General features: G+C 65.5%; 17 protein-coding genes. 9 read left to right on the forward strand and 8 right to left on the reverse strand.

Going from position 1 to position 14706, the window contains the following annotated elements; genetic code table 11:
- Window positions 1-105: 105 nt before the first annotated feature.
- The 3 genes from C8J98_RS08265 to C8J98_RS08275 form a co-directional block, all read right to left on the reverse strand.
- Window positions 106-1494, reverse strand: a complete 1389-nt coding sequence (locus tag C8J98_RS08265; RefSeq protein WP_107912725.1) for a polyketide cyclase — start codon at window positions 1492-1494, stop codon at window positions 106-108.
- 227 nt (window positions 1495-1721) lie between these two features.
- Window positions 1722-2363, reverse strand: coding sequence for a response regulator transcription factor (locus tag C8J98_RS08270; RefSeq protein ID WP_107912726.1), 642 nt, complete (start codon window positions 2361-2363; stop codon window positions 1722-1724).
- Window positions 2360-3601: a sensor histidine kinase gene (locus C8J98_RS08275; protein WP_107913048.1), complete on the reverse strand. Its 1242-nt coding sequence runs from the start codon at window positions 3599-3601 to the stop codon at window positions 2360-2362. The genes C8J98_RS08270 and C8J98_RS08275 overlap by 4 nt, the downstream gene beginning before the upstream one ends.
- Before the next feature lie 204 nt (window positions 3602-3805).
- On the opposite strand from C8J98_RS08275, the gene C8J98_RS08280 reads away from it, so the two are divergent.
- Genes C8J98_RS08280 through C8J98_RS08300 form a run of 5 tightly spaced genes read left to right on the forward strand, consistent with a single transcriptional unit; the run spans window position 3806 to window position 6764 of the window.
- Window positions 3806-4402 carry a GNAT family N-acetyltransferase gene (locus C8J98_RS08280; RefSeq protein ID WP_107912727.1) on the forward strand — a complete coding sequence of 199 codons (597 nt, stop codon included), beginning with the start codon at window positions 3806-3808 and terminating at the stop codon, window positions 4400-4402.
- Window positions 4399-5169 carry a septum site-determining protein MinC gene (gene minC, locus C8J98_RS08285; protein ID WP_107912728.1) on the forward strand — a complete coding sequence of 257 codons (771 nt, stop codon included), beginning with the start codon at window positions 4399-4401 and terminating at the stop codon, window positions 5167-5169. Before C8J98_RS08280 ends, minC begins: the two co-directional genes overlap by 4 nt.
- A gap of 34 nt (window positions 5170-5203) precedes the next feature.
- On the forward strand, window positions 5204-6016 hold the full coding sequence (gene minD, locus C8J98_RS08290) for a septum site-determining protein MinD (protein WP_046980031.1): 813 nt from the start codon (window positions 5204-5206) through the stop codon (window positions 6014-6016).
- Window positions 6017-6018: 2 nt separating this feature from the next.
- On the forward strand, window positions 6019-6288 hold the full coding sequence (gene minE / locus C8J98_RS08295) for a cell division topological specificity factor MinE (protein ID WP_107912729.1): 270 nt from the start codon (window positions 6019-6021) through the stop codon (window positions 6286-6288).
- Window positions 6285-6764 (forward strand): hypothetical protein, encoded by a 480-nt coding sequence (locus C8J98_RS08300; protein ID WP_107912730.1) that lies wholly within the window; start codon window positions 6285-6287, stop codon window positions 6762-6764. Before minE ends, C8J98_RS08300 begins: the two co-directional genes overlap by 4 nt.
- 98 nt (window positions 6765-6862) lie before the next feature.
- Here C8J98_RS08300 and C8J98_RS08305 read toward each other — a convergent pair whose 3' ends face one another.
- On the reverse strand, window positions 6863-8131 hold the full coding sequence (locus C8J98_RS08305; RefSeq protein ID WP_107912731.1) for a multidrug effflux MFS transporter: 1269 nt from the start codon (window positions 8129-8131) through the stop codon (window positions 6863-6865).
- A gap of 90 nt (window positions 8132-8221) precedes the next feature.
- On the opposite strand from C8J98_RS08305, the gene crcB reads away from it, so the two are divergent.
- Genes crcB through C8J98_RS08320 form a run of 3 tightly spaced genes read left to right on the forward strand, consistent with a single transcriptional unit; the run spans window position 8222 to window position 11255 of the window.
- Window positions 8222-8611, forward strand: coding sequence for a fluoride efflux transporter CrcB (gene crcB, locus C8J98_RS08310; RefSeq protein WP_107912732.1), 390 nt, complete (start codon window positions 8222-8224; stop codon window positions 8609-8611).
- Between the two features lie 47 nt (window positions 8612-8658).
- Entirely contained in the window at window positions 8659-9783 is a 1125-nt protein-coding gene (cfa, locus tag C8J98_RS08315; protein WP_107912733.1) for a cyclopropane fatty acyl phospholipid synthase, read from the forward strand.
- Window positions 9784-9818: 35 nt separating this feature from the next.
- Window positions 9819-11255 (forward strand): MFS transporter, encoded by a 1437-nt coding sequence (locus tag C8J98_RS08320; RefSeq protein WP_107912734.1) that lies wholly within the window; start codon window positions 9819-9821, stop codon window positions 11253-11255.
- On the opposite strand, the gene C8J98_RS08325 is transcribed toward C8J98_RS08320, so the two are convergent.
- The 3 genes from C8J98_RS08325 to C8J98_RS08335 form a co-directional block, all read right to left on the reverse strand.
- Entirely contained in the window at window positions 11184-12443 is a 1260-nt protein-coding gene (locus C8J98_RS08325; RefSeq protein ID WP_107912735.1) for a hypothetical protein, read from the reverse strand. The genes C8J98_RS08320 and C8J98_RS08325 overlap by 72 nt on opposite strands.
- Window positions 12444-12544: 101 nt before the next feature.
- On the reverse strand, window positions 12545-13465 hold the full coding sequence (locus tag C8J98_RS08330) for a PAS domain-containing protein (protein WP_107912736.1): 921 nt from the start codon (window positions 13463-13465) through the stop codon (window positions 12545-12547).
- Between the two features lie 89 nt (window positions 13466-13554).
- The gene (locus C8J98_RS08335) at window positions 13555-13845 is read right to left on the reverse strand and encodes a hypothetical protein (RefSeq protein ID WP_199229856.1); all 291 of its coding nucleotides are present in this window, start codon (window positions 13843-13845) and stop codon (window positions 13555-13557) included.
- Between the two features lie 153 nt (window positions 13846-13998).
- On the opposite strand from C8J98_RS08335, the gene C8J98_RS08340 reads away from it, so the two are divergent.
- Window positions 13999-14208 (forward strand): hypothetical protein, encoded by a 210-nt coding sequence (locus tag C8J98_RS08340; RefSeq protein ID WP_107912737.1) that lies wholly within the window; start codon window positions 13999-14001, stop codon window positions 14206-14208.
- Here the strand turns inward: C8J98_RS08340 and C8J98_RS08345 are convergent.
- Window positions 14183-14626, reverse strand: a complete 444-nt coding sequence (locus tag C8J98_RS08345; protein WP_107912738.1) for a hypothetical protein — start codon at window positions 14624-14626, stop codon at window positions 14183-14185. The two genes, C8J98_RS08340 and C8J98_RS08345, sit on opposite strands and share 26 nt — an antisense overlap.
- Window positions 14627-14706 lie beyond the last annotated feature (80 nt).

Genomic DNA, 14706 nt, shown 5'->3' on the forward strand with positions numbered 1-14706 from the left:
ACAGCCTGAGGGTTCGCCGCTGAAGCGGCTCCCACACAGAGCGGAGCAACAAAAAAAAGCCCCGCCGTTTCGGGCGGGGCTTTCGGGTGTTGCCTGGAGCGAAACTTACTTCGAGAGCGTCGGCGCGGAGGCTGCCTCGGCCGGAGCCGCAGCGGTGCCTGCCGGGGCCGGGGCCGTGCCTGCGGCGGCCGGCGCGGTGGACGAGCCGGCCGGAGCCGCGTCGTCCAGCGTCTGCGGCTTCAGGCCGGCTTCCTGCTCCGGGGTCTGCTCCGGGAGGTTGTCGCCCTGCAGCGGCAGGTAGATCTCGAACTTCTGCTCGTCGTAACCCTCGATGGTGCCGTGGTTATTGGTCGGAGCCTTCGTCTGGATGTCGTAAGCGCGGAACACCACGTCGTCGTACTTATAGCCGTGGGTCTGCGAATAGGCTTCCAGCATCTGACGCGTCTGCGGCAGGCCGGCGCCGGTGCCGGCCCAATCGGCCTTGAGGGCCTTGCCACCGAAGGCGAGCACAGCCTTGACGTTGCCGTCGACGACGACGCGACCGAGCTTGTCCTTGCTGCCCGGAGCTGCGTTGTCGCCAGCGGCCGGAGCGGCGGAGGTCGACGCTTCGGCCGGGTCCAGCGACGGGCGCTGGGCGGCGGTGAGCTCGACGTCCTGGCCGTTGATCTTCAGCGTGGTGGCGTCGATCTCGGCGGCCACGTCGAAGGTGTAGTTCTGATCGCCCCAGTTCGTGGTGATCGTGATGCGCGGGCTGGTGATGTTCACGCCCAGCTTCTTGGCGGCTGCCTGGATCTCGGCCATCGCCTTGTCCGACGCGGTATCGACGTCGTCGAGGGTGCGTGGGGCGGTGGTGGAGACAAACAGGATCGGCTTGGCCGGCTGCTCGACGATCGACGGAACCATCTTGCTGTAGTCGATATTGGGGATCGACGCCATCAGGTTCTGCAGATTGGACAGGCTGAACTGGATCAGCGCGTCCGGATCGCCATGGATGTAGAGGTTCGAGAAGCGGTTGACCAGGTTGAAGCCGTACGAGACGTCATACGCCCAGTTGACCTTGACCAGCTTCTGGCTGCGACCGGTGCGCTCCAGCGTGATCGTGAACTTCTTGTCGGAACCGCGCCAGCCGTTGTCCAGGTTCCAGACAATGGTGCCCTTGCCGGCATCGGCGATCTGGGCGAAGCCCGGATCGATAGAGGCGATCTCGAGGGCGCCATCACCGACCTTCGGGTCGGAAGCCTTCCAGGAAATCTTTGCACCCGGGCCGTACGCCTTACCCGACAGCTCGAACTGCACCTTCGAATCGAAGGAGCGCAGCACGGTGTAGTCGGGGAAGCGACGGAAGTTGCTGAAAACGTCGTAAACCTGACGCAGATCCTTGCTGATCAGCATTTCGCGCTCAACATGTCCGGTTGAGGGCATAGCAACGCCGACCACGACACCGAGTACGGCGACGATGACGAGGGCGACAATAAATTCTAACAGACGCGTCATTCCACGGTTCTCCGAACGTCTTACGAACGGGTTTTACGCACAGCCATGGACGCCATACGCTCACCCCTGAAGAATCGGCCCGTGGCAGGGGTTCGCCCGCGCCGAAAGAGCCGATGGTACTTGCTCGCGGCGGGGAACGCCATTGGGTCCCCTGCCCTTTTTCGCAAGCTGGTACAAGGCGATATTCGGCCGCAGCGGCCCGGCGGGGGCCGCCAATCCGCGTCGGGTCAGACGATACCCAGTTCCAGAGCCTTCAGAACGGCGCGTGTACGGTCGCGTACGCCAAGCTTGGAAAGGATATTGGAGACGTGGTTCTTCACCGTTCCCTCGGCCACGCGGAGGGAATTGGCGATCTCCTTGTTGCTGTATCCGCCCGAGAGCAGGCGCAGGATCTCGGTTTCGCGCTCGGTCAGCGGATCGGGCTGTTCCAGGCTGGAGAACTGGTTCTGGATACGCCCCACCCCGGCCAGCAGTCGTTGGGTAACCATCGGGGCGACCAGCGAGCCGCCCGCGGCCACGGTACGCACCGCTTCGACCAACTGGTCGAGCGAGACGTCCTTGAGCAGGTAACCGCGCGCCCCCGCCTTGAGCCCGGCCAGCACGAGCTGGTCGTCGTCGAAGGTGGTCAGGATGATCGTCGGCGGCAATTCGTTGCGCCCACCGAGGGTCTGGAGCACGTCCAGGCCACTCATGTTCGGCATACGCAGGTCGAGCAGCACGACGTCCGGGCGAATCTGCGGAATGGTCTGCACGGCCTGGGCGCCATCCGCGCACTCGGCCACCACACGGATGTCCCCGGCGAGATCGAGCAGCGAGCGAATGCCCTGGCGAACCAGGTTCTGATCGTCAACGAGACAGACGGAGATCATGGATGACCCTCGGAAGGAAGAGGAATTGTGGCATGGGGCGGGAGGGAAGCGGGCCATGCCGGGGTGTGGGCCAGCGTCGGCTCCTCACCCAGGGGAAGGCGTGCGGTCAGGGCGAAGCCGCCCTCCGCCCCACTGCGGAAGTCCACGGTGCCGCCAAACTCGGCCAGGCGCTCACGCATGCCGTTCAGGCCGTTGCCCGGACGGAACGACCCACTGCCATCGCCGCGACCATCGTCGTGCGCCTCAAGGCAGAGTTCATCGGGGCCGGTGTGACGGAAGGTGAGCCACAGGTGCCGTGCGTGCGCGTGACGTACGGTGTTGGTAAGGATTTCCTGCACGCAGCGCAGCAGCATCTGCGCACGGCGCGGATCTTCCACGCCGAAGCGCGGCGGCACGCTCAACTGCACCTGCAGCCCCGGCACGCCCTCGATCAGGCTACGCACGGCCTGGGTGAGATCGATGGCATCGTCCTGGCGCAGCTCACTGACCACCTCGCGCACGTCGGCCAGCAATTGCTTGGCGGTGCGCTGCGCCTTCAGGACGTGTTCCCGGGCGGTGTCGTTGGTGAGATGGCTGGCCACCTCGAGGTTGAGGCTCAGTGCCGTGAGGTGATGCCCGACCAGATCGTGAAGATCGCGCGCGATACGCATGCGCTCGGCAATACGGGTGGATTCGGCCAGCAGGGCACGGGTGGCGCGTAGCTCGGAGTTCAGCTGACGTAGCTCCTCGCGTTCGTCGGCCTGCTGGCTCGCCACCATCGAGGCAATGAACACCAGCGCGGAAAAGCCGAAATACAGGCATGCCTGCATGGCCGAGGCGACAAGGGTGGACGGAATCTCAAGGAATACCGGGATCAACAGCAGGTGCGCCAGCACCATCCAGGCAATGCCGATGGGCAAGGTGACCAGCCATGGCACCACGGTCGCCACGATGATCAGCAGCAGCGCCGCCACGCCGCTCTTGCTGAACACGCCGATCGCCAGCGCCGTGCCGGTGAGGATGAGGAGCACCGCGATGCGGGTGAATCCGTCCACGCGCAGCCCGAGATTGCGGGTCAGCAGCCAGTACACCAGGCCGAAAACGAGATAACAGGCCGTCCAGCCCAGCAGGGCCATGTCGCCAATGGTCCCCGGGCCGTTGCCGGCCCGCTGCACCGACAGCGGCAATCCCACGCACAGGAAGACGAAGTACGTGGCGTACTTGAGGAGGCGGACGTTATTGAACTGAACCTTCGACATGGCCGCATCATAGGGCTTCGCGCCCACCGCACCACCTGATAGAAGTCACGCTCCGGCGCACGGCAAGCGCTGGCTTTACAACGGTTTTACATGTGCAACGGCGCGCCACAGGGGCGGCCGGCGTGCCATAATGCCGCGCATTCGGCGGCCCGGGGGTCGCCCGTTTTCGAACGAATCATTCCAGAACCATTAGCGGAGCAACGAATGGCCCTTGCCATCCGCGACGTGCGCGAGCACGACCTGGATGCCGTGCTGGCACTCAATAACGAGGCAGGCACCGGTATCCTCGCCACGGACCGCAGCCGCCTGCGTCACCTGTACGAGATCGCGCACTACTTTCGCGTCGCCGAACAGGACGGCCGCATCCTCGGCTTTCTTATCGCCATGCGCCCGGACGCCGAATACAGCAGTCCGAATTTCCGCTGGTTCCAGGCCCATTACGAAAGCTTCGTGTACATCGATCGTATCGTGATCGCGTCCGAATCGCGCGGCCATGGGCTGGGCCGCATCTTTTATTGCGATGTACAAAGTTACGCCGAGGTACGTGTGCCGCTTTTGACCTGTGAAGTTTTTCTCGAACCACGCAACGACCAGACCGTGCTATTCCACGGCACCATGGGCTTCCAGGAAGTGGGCCAGCAGAAGATGGGCGAGACCGGCCCGAAGGTAAGCCTGCTCGCACGCGAGCTGCCGAGTTTCCCATTCGTGCGTGAACGCTACATCGAGCAGGATGGCCTGCCCGACGTCGCATGGCTGAGCGAGCGTCAGCGTCCGATCGACGGCCTGAAGGTGGGCGCATGAACGCCCGCGCCGAACTCGAAGCCGCCTGCGATCTCCGTTTCGGTCAGGTCGGTATCGCCTGCGTGCGCCTTCGCCGCGTGGACGCCGCCGCCCTCGTCGAGGAACTCGAGCGTCGCGTGCGCGCGGCGCCGCAGATGTTCGCCCGCGCCGCCGTCGTGCTGGACCTCTCGCATCTGCCCAAACTTCCCGACGACGGCATGGTGGATGCGCTACTTGAAGCCATCCGCAGCGCCGGCATGCTCCCGGTGGGCATTGCTTATGGCACGCCGGAAACCGAGGCGCTCGCCGAGCGCATGAACCTCCCGCTGATCGCCAAGTTCCGTGCGCAGTACGAGCCGGGCCAGGCCGCCGCCACACCTGGCGCCGGTGCGCCCGCGCGCAGCGCACCGGCACCCGCCATGGCACCGCTGGACCACGACGACGAACCGGGCAGCAGCACCACCGCCCAGCACCATACCGGCAGCGCCGTGCGCTCCGGCCAGCAGATCTACGCACGCGACCGCGATCTGGTCGTCACCGCGGCGGTCGCCAATGGCGCGGAAGTCATCGCCGATGGCTCGATCCACATCTACGGCAGCCTTCGCGGCCGCGCCATGGCCGGCGCGCAGGGCGACGAATCCGCACGCATCTTCTGCTCCGACTTCCGCGCCGAACTGGTCGCGATCGCCGGGCATTACCGCGTGTTCGAAGACATGCCGAAAGAATTCGAGGGCCAGGCCGTGCAATGCTGGCTCGATAATGGAAAACTCATGGTCGCGCGCCTGTGACGCGCGGTCCCACGCTTATTCGCGGAGACATCTCTTGACAGAAATCATCGTCGTCACCTCCGGCAAGGGCGGAGTCGGCAAGACCACCACCAGTGCCTCCCTCGCCACCGGTCTCGCGCTCGAAGGCAAGAAAGTCGCCGTCATCGATTTCGACGTCGGCCTGCGTAATCTCGACCTGATCATGGGCTGTGAACGGCGCGTGGTGTACGACTTCGTCAATGTCGTGCATGGCGAAGCCACCCTCAAGCAGGCCCTGATCAAGGACAAGCGTCACGAGACCCTGTTCGTGCTCGCCGCGTCGCAGACGCGCGACAAGGACGCCCTCACCCAGGAAGGCGTGGAAAAGGTCCTCGACGAGCTGACCAAGGAAGGCTTCGACTTCGTCGTCTGCGATTCCCCGGCCGGTATCGAAAAGGGCGCGCACCTGGCGATGTACTTCGCCGACCACGCCGTCGTCGTCGTCAACCCGGAAGTCTCTTCGGTGCGCGACTCCGACCGCATCCTCGGCCTGCTCGCCAGCAAGACCCGTCGCGCCGAAAAGGGTGAAACGCCGATCAAGCAGCATCTGCTGCTCACGCGCTACAACCCGAACCGCGTTGAAGCCGGCGAGATGCTCAGCGTGAAGGACGTCGAGGACATCCTCGGTATCAGCGTCGTCGGCGTGATCCCGGAGTCGGAGAACGTGCTCGCCGCCTCGAATGCGGGTGTGCCCGTGATTCTCAACGACGATTCCAACGCCGGTCTCGCCTACAAGGATACCGTCGCCCGCATCCTCGGTCGCGAACTTCCGCTGCGTTTCATCGAGCCGGTCAAGAAGGGCTTCCTCAAGCGTGTCTTTGGAGGTTGAGCATGGGTATTCTCGATTTCCTGAAGCGCAAACCCGAAGCCAGTGCGGGCGTGGCCAAGGAACGCCTGCGTATCATCGTGGCCCAGGAGCGCTCGACGCGCGGCGGCCCCGACTACCTGCCACTGTTGCGTAACGAGCTGCTCGAGGTCATCCGCAAGTACGTCAACGTCGATGTCGATGCCGTGAACGTCACGCTCGACCGCGACAGCGGCCACGAGGTTCTCGAACTCTCGGTCGCCCTCCCCGAAGGCAAGCCCGCTACGTCGGCATGAACGCCTCCGATCCCGCCGACGCGGTACTCCGCGTCGGTGCCATCGGCTTCGACGAACCCCGTGCCCTGCTCGCCCGCCATGGCCTCACGCTCATCGCGGTTGTCGATGGCGAGGCTATCCCCGGTAGTTTCTGGGGCGACACCGAGGCCGGCATCATCGGCACGACGGTCTACGCCCGCGCCGACACGCCCGTGCACTCGCTGCTCCATGAGGCCTGCCACCTCATCGTGCTTCCGGAAGACAAGCGCGCGCTGGTTCACACCGACGCCACCGATTCGATCGAAGAAGAAGACGCGACCTGCTACCTGCAGATCGTCCTCGCCGGGCAATTGCCGTCAGTCGGTTCCGCACGCCTGATGGAAGACATGGACCGCTGGGGCTACACCTACCGCCTCGGCTCGACCCGCGCCTGGTTCGAGCAGGATGCACCCGAAGCCCAGGCGTTCCTACGCGAACGCGGACTGCCGACAGGCTGAGGGGCACGGCCCGTTCGTTGTGGGAGCCGCTTCAGCGGCGATAGCCAGGTCGCCTCAACCCCATCGCCGGCATAGCCGGCTCCCACACAAAGCTCAACCTACCCTGGCTCGTTGCGCTCGATCTGCGAAACGACACTCGACGCGGCGGCCGCCTGCGTGCGCGCAAGACGGCGGCGTTCCAGCGTGGCGTAGCCGGCCCAGGCAGCCAGCCCGATCAGGCACATGCACGTGGTGCCGATGGCCAGGGTGAGCATGCTGCCGGACAGCGCCGGCGAGAGCACGCCAGCGACAATGGCCGTGAAAATCAGGCTGCCGAAGGCCTGCACCGACGACACGCCACCACGCTGTTCGGGAAACCGATCGAGCAGGAGCAGGGTCAGGGTGGGAAACGCCAGCTGTACACCGCAGCCGTAGAGCGCCAGCGGCAAGGTGGACCAGGGCACGCGCGGGTGGTCCAGCGTCAGCGCGAGGATCAGGTTCAGGGCACATGACGACAGCATCGCCGCATAACCCCAGTTCACCGTACGCGCTGCGCTTGCCCGCCCGGCGACGCGGCCGGAGACGAAGGCACCGAAGACCATGCCACTGACCACAGGGACAAACAGCCACGGGAAGCCGTCCGCGCCCAGATGCAGAAGGTCGCGGATCAACTGCGGCGCCGAGGCGATATAGAGGAACAGGCCGGCGAAGTTGATCGAGCTGGCGATCGCCAGCGGCCAGAACGGCAGGTCGCGCAGGATCGTCAGGTAGCCGTGCATCAGCGGGCGCGGACGGAATACCGTGCGCTTCTCCTTCGGATGCGACTCGACCAGCAGGCGCGCCACGCTCACCGTGAGCGCCACGGTGAACGCCGCTAGGGCCCAGAAAATGCCGCGCCAGCCGTCGATGCCGAGCAGCCACGCGCCGATGATCGGGGCGATGGCCGGTGCGATGCCGAAGATCATCATCACCTTCGACATCATCCGCTGGGCCTCTTCGCCCTGCATGGTGTCGCGCACGACGGCGCGGCCGATGACGATGCCCGCGCCACCGCACATGCCCTGGACGATGCGGCAGCCGAGCAGGAAGCCGAAACTGGGTGCCACGGCGGCGCCGACGGAGGCCACGGCGTAGATGGCCATGCCGATCACGATCACCGGCTTGCGCCCGTATGCATCCGAAAGCGCGCCATGGAAGAGGCTCATCACCGCATAGGCCAGCAGGTACACGCTGAGCAACTGCTGCAAGGCCACTTCGCCCACGCCGAAATCACGCCCGACATCCGGAAAGCCCGGGAAGATGGCGTCGATCGAGAAGGGCCCGATCATGGACAGGGCCGCAAGCAGGAGCGGCAGGTGGCGCCGCGGGTCGCGGGTCGCTGAGGTCATGGACCTTCAAGGCGGTGGCAAGGGGATTTTGCGAGTATAGCTTCAAGATTTCGGTCCATAATCGTGCCATCGACCTGACCTGGAGCTACCGTGGGTTACACCGGTTTTCTTGCCGTCGGCGTGGGCGGCGCGCTTGGCTGCTGGTTGCGTTGGGGACTGGCCGTCATGTTCAACCCGCTTTTCCCGAACCTCCCGCTCGGTACGCTTGCCGCCAACCTTGTCGGAGCCCTGCTCATGGGCGTCACGTTGGGCGTGTTCGACCACTTCACCGCCTTGCCGGTGGAAGCGCGGCTGCTTGTCGCCACGGGATTCCTCGGCGGGCTCACCACCTTCTCGACCTTCTCGGCCGAGACCACCGGGTTACTCCTTCGCGAGCAGTACGGCTGGTTCGCCGCGCATGTCGGGTCGAACCTGGTCGGCTCCATCGTCATGACGATGGCCGGCCTCTTCATCACACGCGGAGTACTGAAGCATTTTTAAGCGCCACGCCGCGCGGGGCGGCGAGAGGATCACCAGGGATCACATCGATGAGCCACGATTCTTCTTCTCTCAAGGCACGGGCGCAGGCCCTGCTCGAACAGGCCGGCATCACCCTCGGCGGTAGCCGGCCCACCGACCTGGTCGTGCACGACGAACGCACGTATCCCCGCGTATTCGCCCACGGGTCGCTCGGCCTGGGCGAGGCCTATATGGAAGGCTGGTGGGACGTGGGCGATCTGCCGGCCTTCTTCGCCCGCGTGCTCGGTTCCCATGTGGACGACTCGCTGCGCACGCTCGATACCCTCATCGCGCACCTCAAGGCGCGCTTCCTCAACCTGCAGCGCGGCGAGCACGCCTGGGACGTGGGACGGCAGCATTACGACCTGGGCAACGACCTCTTCGAGGCCATGCTCGGCAGGCGCATGGTCTACTCCTGTGGCTACTGGGCCAATGCCAGCAACCTGGATGACGCCCAGGAGGCCAAGCTCGACCTGATCTGCCGCAAGCTGCGACTGCGGCCGGGGCAGCGGGTGCTCGACATCGGCTGCGGCTGGGGCGAGGCGCTGAAGTTCGCCGCGGAGCGCTATGGCGTGAGCGGTGTCGGCGTGACCATTTCGAAGGAACAGGCCGAGTACGCGCGCGAGCTGTGCAAGGGCCTGCCGATCGAGATCCGCCTGCAGGACTACCGTGAGCTCGACGAACGCTTCGACGCCATCCTCTCGGTGGGCATGTTCGAGCACGTGGGTGGCAAGAACTACCGCACCTGGTTCGAGGTGGCGCGACGTTGCCTGCATCCCGAAGGCCTCGCCGTTCTCCACAGCATCGGCAGCAACGAGCAACCGGGCCGGCCCGATCCCTGGATCGAGAAGTACATTTTCCCGAACTCGGTGATCCCGGCGATGAGCCAGGTGGCGACCGCGCTGGAGGGGCTGTTCGTGGTCGAGGACTGGCACAACTTCGGCACCGACTACGACCGCACGCTCACGGCATGGCTGGCCAACTTCAACGAGGCGTGGCCGCGCCTGGCCGGGCGCTACGACGAACGGTTCCGCCGCATGTGGCAGTTCTACCTCGGCTGCTCGGCCGGCATTTTCCGCAGCCGGCGTGACCAGCTCTGGCAGCTCACCCTCTCGCCCCGGGGCGTCGCGGGAGGCCTGCGCGTGCCACGCTGACGCCGTGACGACTTCATGCCCCGTACGGTCGGGGCATGAAAGTTCAGGCGAAGGCCGGCGACGGCATCGTGGAGACCGATGTACCGGCGCGCCTGGACCGGCTGAGCTGGGGGCGGTTCCACACGCTCGTCGCCGTCGCGCTCGGCATCACCTGGCTGCTCGATGGCCTGGAAGTCACTATCACCGGTTCGATCGCGGGCGCGCTCAAGTCCAGCCCGGTACTGCATCTTACGGACGTGCAGGTCGGCCTGGCGGGTAGTCTTTACCTGGTCGGTGCCGTCGCCGGTGCGTTGTTCTTCGGCTGGCTGACCGACCGACTGGGCCGCAAGAAACTCTTCACCGTCACCCTTGGCCTGTACCTGGTCGCGACCGCCGCCACGGCGTTCTCGCCGGACTTCGTCACCTTCGTGATCTTTCGCATGCTGACCGGCGCCGGCATCGGTGGTGAATACGCGGCGATCAACTCGGCCATCCAGGAGCTGATACCAGCCCGCTATCGCGGACATACCGACCTGGTGATCAATGGCAGCTTCTGGATCGGCGCGGCGATGGGCGCGCTGGGCGCGGTGGGCCTGCTCGACAGCCGCTGGGTCTCGGCCGAACTCGGCTGGCGACTCACCTTCGGGCTGGGCGCCATGCTCGGCCTGGGCGTGCTGGTCCTTCGCCACTGGATACCGGAGAGCCCACGCTGGCTGATGCTGCATGGGCGCATCGACGAAGCCGAGGCCATCGTCGGACAGATCGAACAGCGCCTGGGCGTCTCGCCGCCGAAGGAACCGTTGCCGCGGTTGCGCCTGCGTCCCCACAAGCTGACCCTCGGCGCAGTCGCCAGTACCCTGTTTCGCGACTATCCGAAACGCACCGTGCTCGGCCTGATACTCATGGCCACCCAGGCGTTTTTCTACAACGCGATCTTCTTCACCTATGCCCTGGTGCTGGGCCGTTTCTATGGCGTGGCCGATAGCGACGTCGGCCTCTACCTGCTGCCATTCGCCGCAGGCAACTTCCTTGGCCCGTTGCTGCTTGGGCGGCTGTTCGACACGGTCGGGCGCAAACCGATGATTGCGATCACCTATGCCATGTCGGGGCTGCTCCTGTTCGCCACCGCATGGCTGTTCGTCCACGGCGTGCTCGATGCACGCACGCAGACCGTCGCCTGGAGCGTCGTGTTCTTCTTCGCGTCCGCAGCGGCGAGTTCCGCGTACCTCACCGTGAGCGAGAGTTTCCCGCTGGAACTTCGCGCCCTGGCCATTGCCCTGTTCTACGCCTTTGGCACGGCGCTCGGCGGCGTGGTCGGGCCGTGGCTGTTCGGCTCGCTGATCGGCACCGGCGAGCGCTCGGCCATTGGCTGGGGTTACGCGCTCGGCGCCTGCCTCATGCTCCTGGGCGCCGCTGCCGCGCTAGGCCTTGGGATCGCGGCCGAGCGGCGCGCCCTGGAGGACATCGCCGCTCCCCTGGGGCGCGCCGACTGAGCGCAGGAAGCGTTTGCGCACCAGTGCATGAATGAAGGACAGGGCCGGCTGCGGATCGTCCCAGCGAAAGGTGTGCAGTTGGGCCCGTGCCCACTGGGTCAGCACGGACAGCCACGGCACGAACTGGCGTTTCCGAAGGGCGAGTACGGTCGGGATATCGTGATAAAGATCGACGCAGGCCACCCCTTCCGGGTAATCGCGTGTCGCGCGTGATACCGGCAGGCCCTGCGCGTCCTGCCAGGCCATCTCGCACACGTTCATGCCGCAGCGTGCGGCGAATTCCACGTAGGTCCATGCGCGCGTATTCACCTCGATGATGCGATAGACGCCATCGCGCGGATCATGCTTGAACTCGGCGCTGAAGATGCCGCGATAATCGAGTCCGTCCAGCAGTCGACGCAGATCACGGATCGCGTCCGGCAGGATCGCCAGCGGCACGGAGTGACAGCACGAGCTGTTGCCGAAGTCAGGCGGCGACATGCGCAGGCGCCGCCGCGCGAATACGCCGGTGTAGGCACCGTTCCGGTCACGGAAACCGTCGACGAAGAAGTGCTCGCTGGCCGGGCCGGGCACGTACTCCTGGGCCATGACGCTGAAACCCTGTGCGTGCAGGCGTGCCCATACCTCACGAAGCGCCTCGGGCCGGTCGACCCAGAGGCCTTTCACCCCGGTAACGTCGCTGAACCTCTGCGAGTTCACCGGCTTGACGAAGACCCGGTCCATCGAATCGAACGGAATCGCCTCGATGTCATCCAGGCAGGCGATGCGATACGTACGGGGATGCGGAATCTGTGTCGCCGCCAGGTATCCGGCGAAAATCGCCTTGTCCTGCAGCAGCTCCTGCGCGTCGCGGCTCGATGTACTGATCAGGAAGCGATCGCCGAGATCGGTCGAGGGCAGGTCGGTGAGCCAGAGCGCCGCGTCGTCCGCACCGGCAATGATCACCGCCTTGTCCAAGGGCATCGCCCTCAGGGCGGCCAGCGCATGGTCGCCCGGCTGACCATCCCAGGGCAGATTGCCGGGGGTCGGCCGGTACCAGCGTGAACGGGTAACGATATCGCGCGGTGGGCAGGCCACATAGGCAGGAATGCCGGCGAGCTGAAGACTGCGAAGAATACCCAGCGCAGTAGGCCCGCGCCCCATCACGATCGCGGGCACCCGCTCCCGCTCGTCGCCGCACTTTGCCATACCGCCCCCTGTGGCGGGTTTCGACGCCGGAATGGCGCACCCTGCAGCAGGAATGTGACATCGGTTCCGGCGACCAGATAGATCGCCACACGGCCTATGCCCTATTGGAGGGCACTGCGCTGCTCAGCCAGTGCGGCGTCGATGGCAGCATCCATCGCAAGCGCGCCCGCGCGCAGGGAAGCGCTGTCGATCAGGTCGAGCACGTTCGCCACCGCGGCCGACGAGGTTGCGATGGACGGCGGCGCGACAGATGGCTTCGCCGGCGCTGCATCGAGGACTTCGGCGCTCGTTACGGTCGCGTACTTCACGATCTTCACCGGACGCCCGTTGGCATCGAAGACCGGGTTGTAGGTGGCCTGGACCCAGACCACCACATGGCCCTTGGCCAGGCGACGATACAGACCCGCATCGTGGAGGCCGGAGCGCAAGCGCCGCCAGAAGCCGATATACGCATCCGAACGACTCTCTTGCTCATCGACAAAAACACTGTGGTGCTTGCCGACGATCTCGTCGAGGCGGTAGCCGGTGAAGCCGAGAAACACGTCGTTGGCATCCAGGATCATGCCATCGAGCGAGAACTCGACCACGCCCTGGGTATGATCGACCGTGTCCACGTGATGCTCCCGCGTGACGATGGCCGCCCGCTCGTCGGAGATGTCGCAGGCATACAGCAGCACGGAGGAAATCCGTCCGCGGCGACCGGCCAGGGGAATGTAGACGGCCTGGAACCAGGCCTCCCGGCCCGATGCGCCTTTGGCGCGATACGTACCGGCGACCTGTTCCCCGCGGTTCAGGGCGCGCCAGAGGTGTTCGGCATCATCCACCATGAAGAACTGGCTGTGCGGCTGGCCTACCACGGCCTCGGCGCGCAGGCCCAGTGCGGCAAGGAAGCGTTCATTGACCGAGCGCACCACGCCGTCGAGGCCGAGCTCGACGACCGACTGGCTGCGCGAGAGTGCGGCGATGATCGCGCGCTCCGTGCGGGCGCTGCGCCTGCCGCGCACCCATCCGAACATACCCATCGTCGCGCCCCGTACTGCAATGTGATTCAAACTGGCTTATCGGCCGGAGGCGGTCCGGGCTTTAGCCGGACGATACCAGTTTCGTCATTTCACATCTGCCCGTCAGCCACGGCGAAGGGGACGACGCCGGGTTCGCGGGCCTCCAGGGATGCCGGACGCCGGGCTGGCGGCGCCGGACGCGGGAGCGAGGGCGACGTGCGCCCCAGGGTGATGTTCTTCGAGGCGCGCACCTCCCTGTTCGCGAAGGTCCAGATCTCGCCGCTTTCGGTAATGAACACGGTCCAGTAGAGATCCGACTCCGGGCCATAGTCGATCAGGAAATGGGCGAAGCCTTCGCCCTTGGGGGTGTTCATGGGAAGTGGTGGATTCAGTTGCAGCATGGTGTCCTCCTCGTGGGCCGATTAGCCCCAAAGCCGCGTGGGGCCAGAGTGAACGTGCCGTCGATCACGCATCACCGGACGCGGACACCACTTTTCGCTGCGGGTGGGTAACATGGCCCCATCCGAGAGAAGGTTCACCAGGGGATATAGGGCGTGCAGGCACGTAATTTCGCGGTATCGGTTGTCCAGCCCGGTGGCAAGGTCGCCATCGAAATCGAATTCAATGAGAAAATCCACGGTATTTCCGGCGACACGCTATGGCTGTCCCTGGAGGACGATGCCAGCCTGGAGGACGCCGAGGCCCTGCGCTCGCTGCTGGAGCGGGTGGGTCACCGCCTCACGGTAACGAACGTACGCGCCTGACCTGGGCAGTCGCGGTGTCCGCGACCGCGGTCACCGCCACGGCCAACGGCACCACCACCGGCGCCAGCCGATGGTTTACGCCATGCACCTTGCCGCAACCGAGGCAGTGGCGGGTCATGCCGAGCCCGCGACGGGATGCCCGCGCGGTGCTCAACAGGCAACCGCAGACATAGCAGCTGGCGATCGCGCCGCGGTCCCACAGCCTCACCCGGACCGCCTGCGCGGCCACCCAGCCAATCGCCCCGATGACCGCGCCGGCAACGATCCAGCCCGGCAGGTCGGAATACAGGGAAAGGATGCCTAGTTGGCCGGGCACTTGCTGCACGGCTTTCATCGCTGCCGCCGCGACTGCCCCCAAGCCGAGTATCACCAGGCCCGGCGAGAACATTCGGAAATACATACGTCCGGCGTACGACATGTGGCGGCCCCTTCCCCAGCCGGATGCTCCCGGCGGGGTCAGGTTGGAGCTTACGGGGTCTAGCCGCCGTGAACGAAAAC

Source organism: Luteibacter sp. OK325 (assembly GCF_003050935.1).
Taxonomy (GTDB): Bacteria; Pseudomonadota; Gammaproteobacteria; order Xanthomonadales; family Rhodanobacteraceae; genus Luteibacter.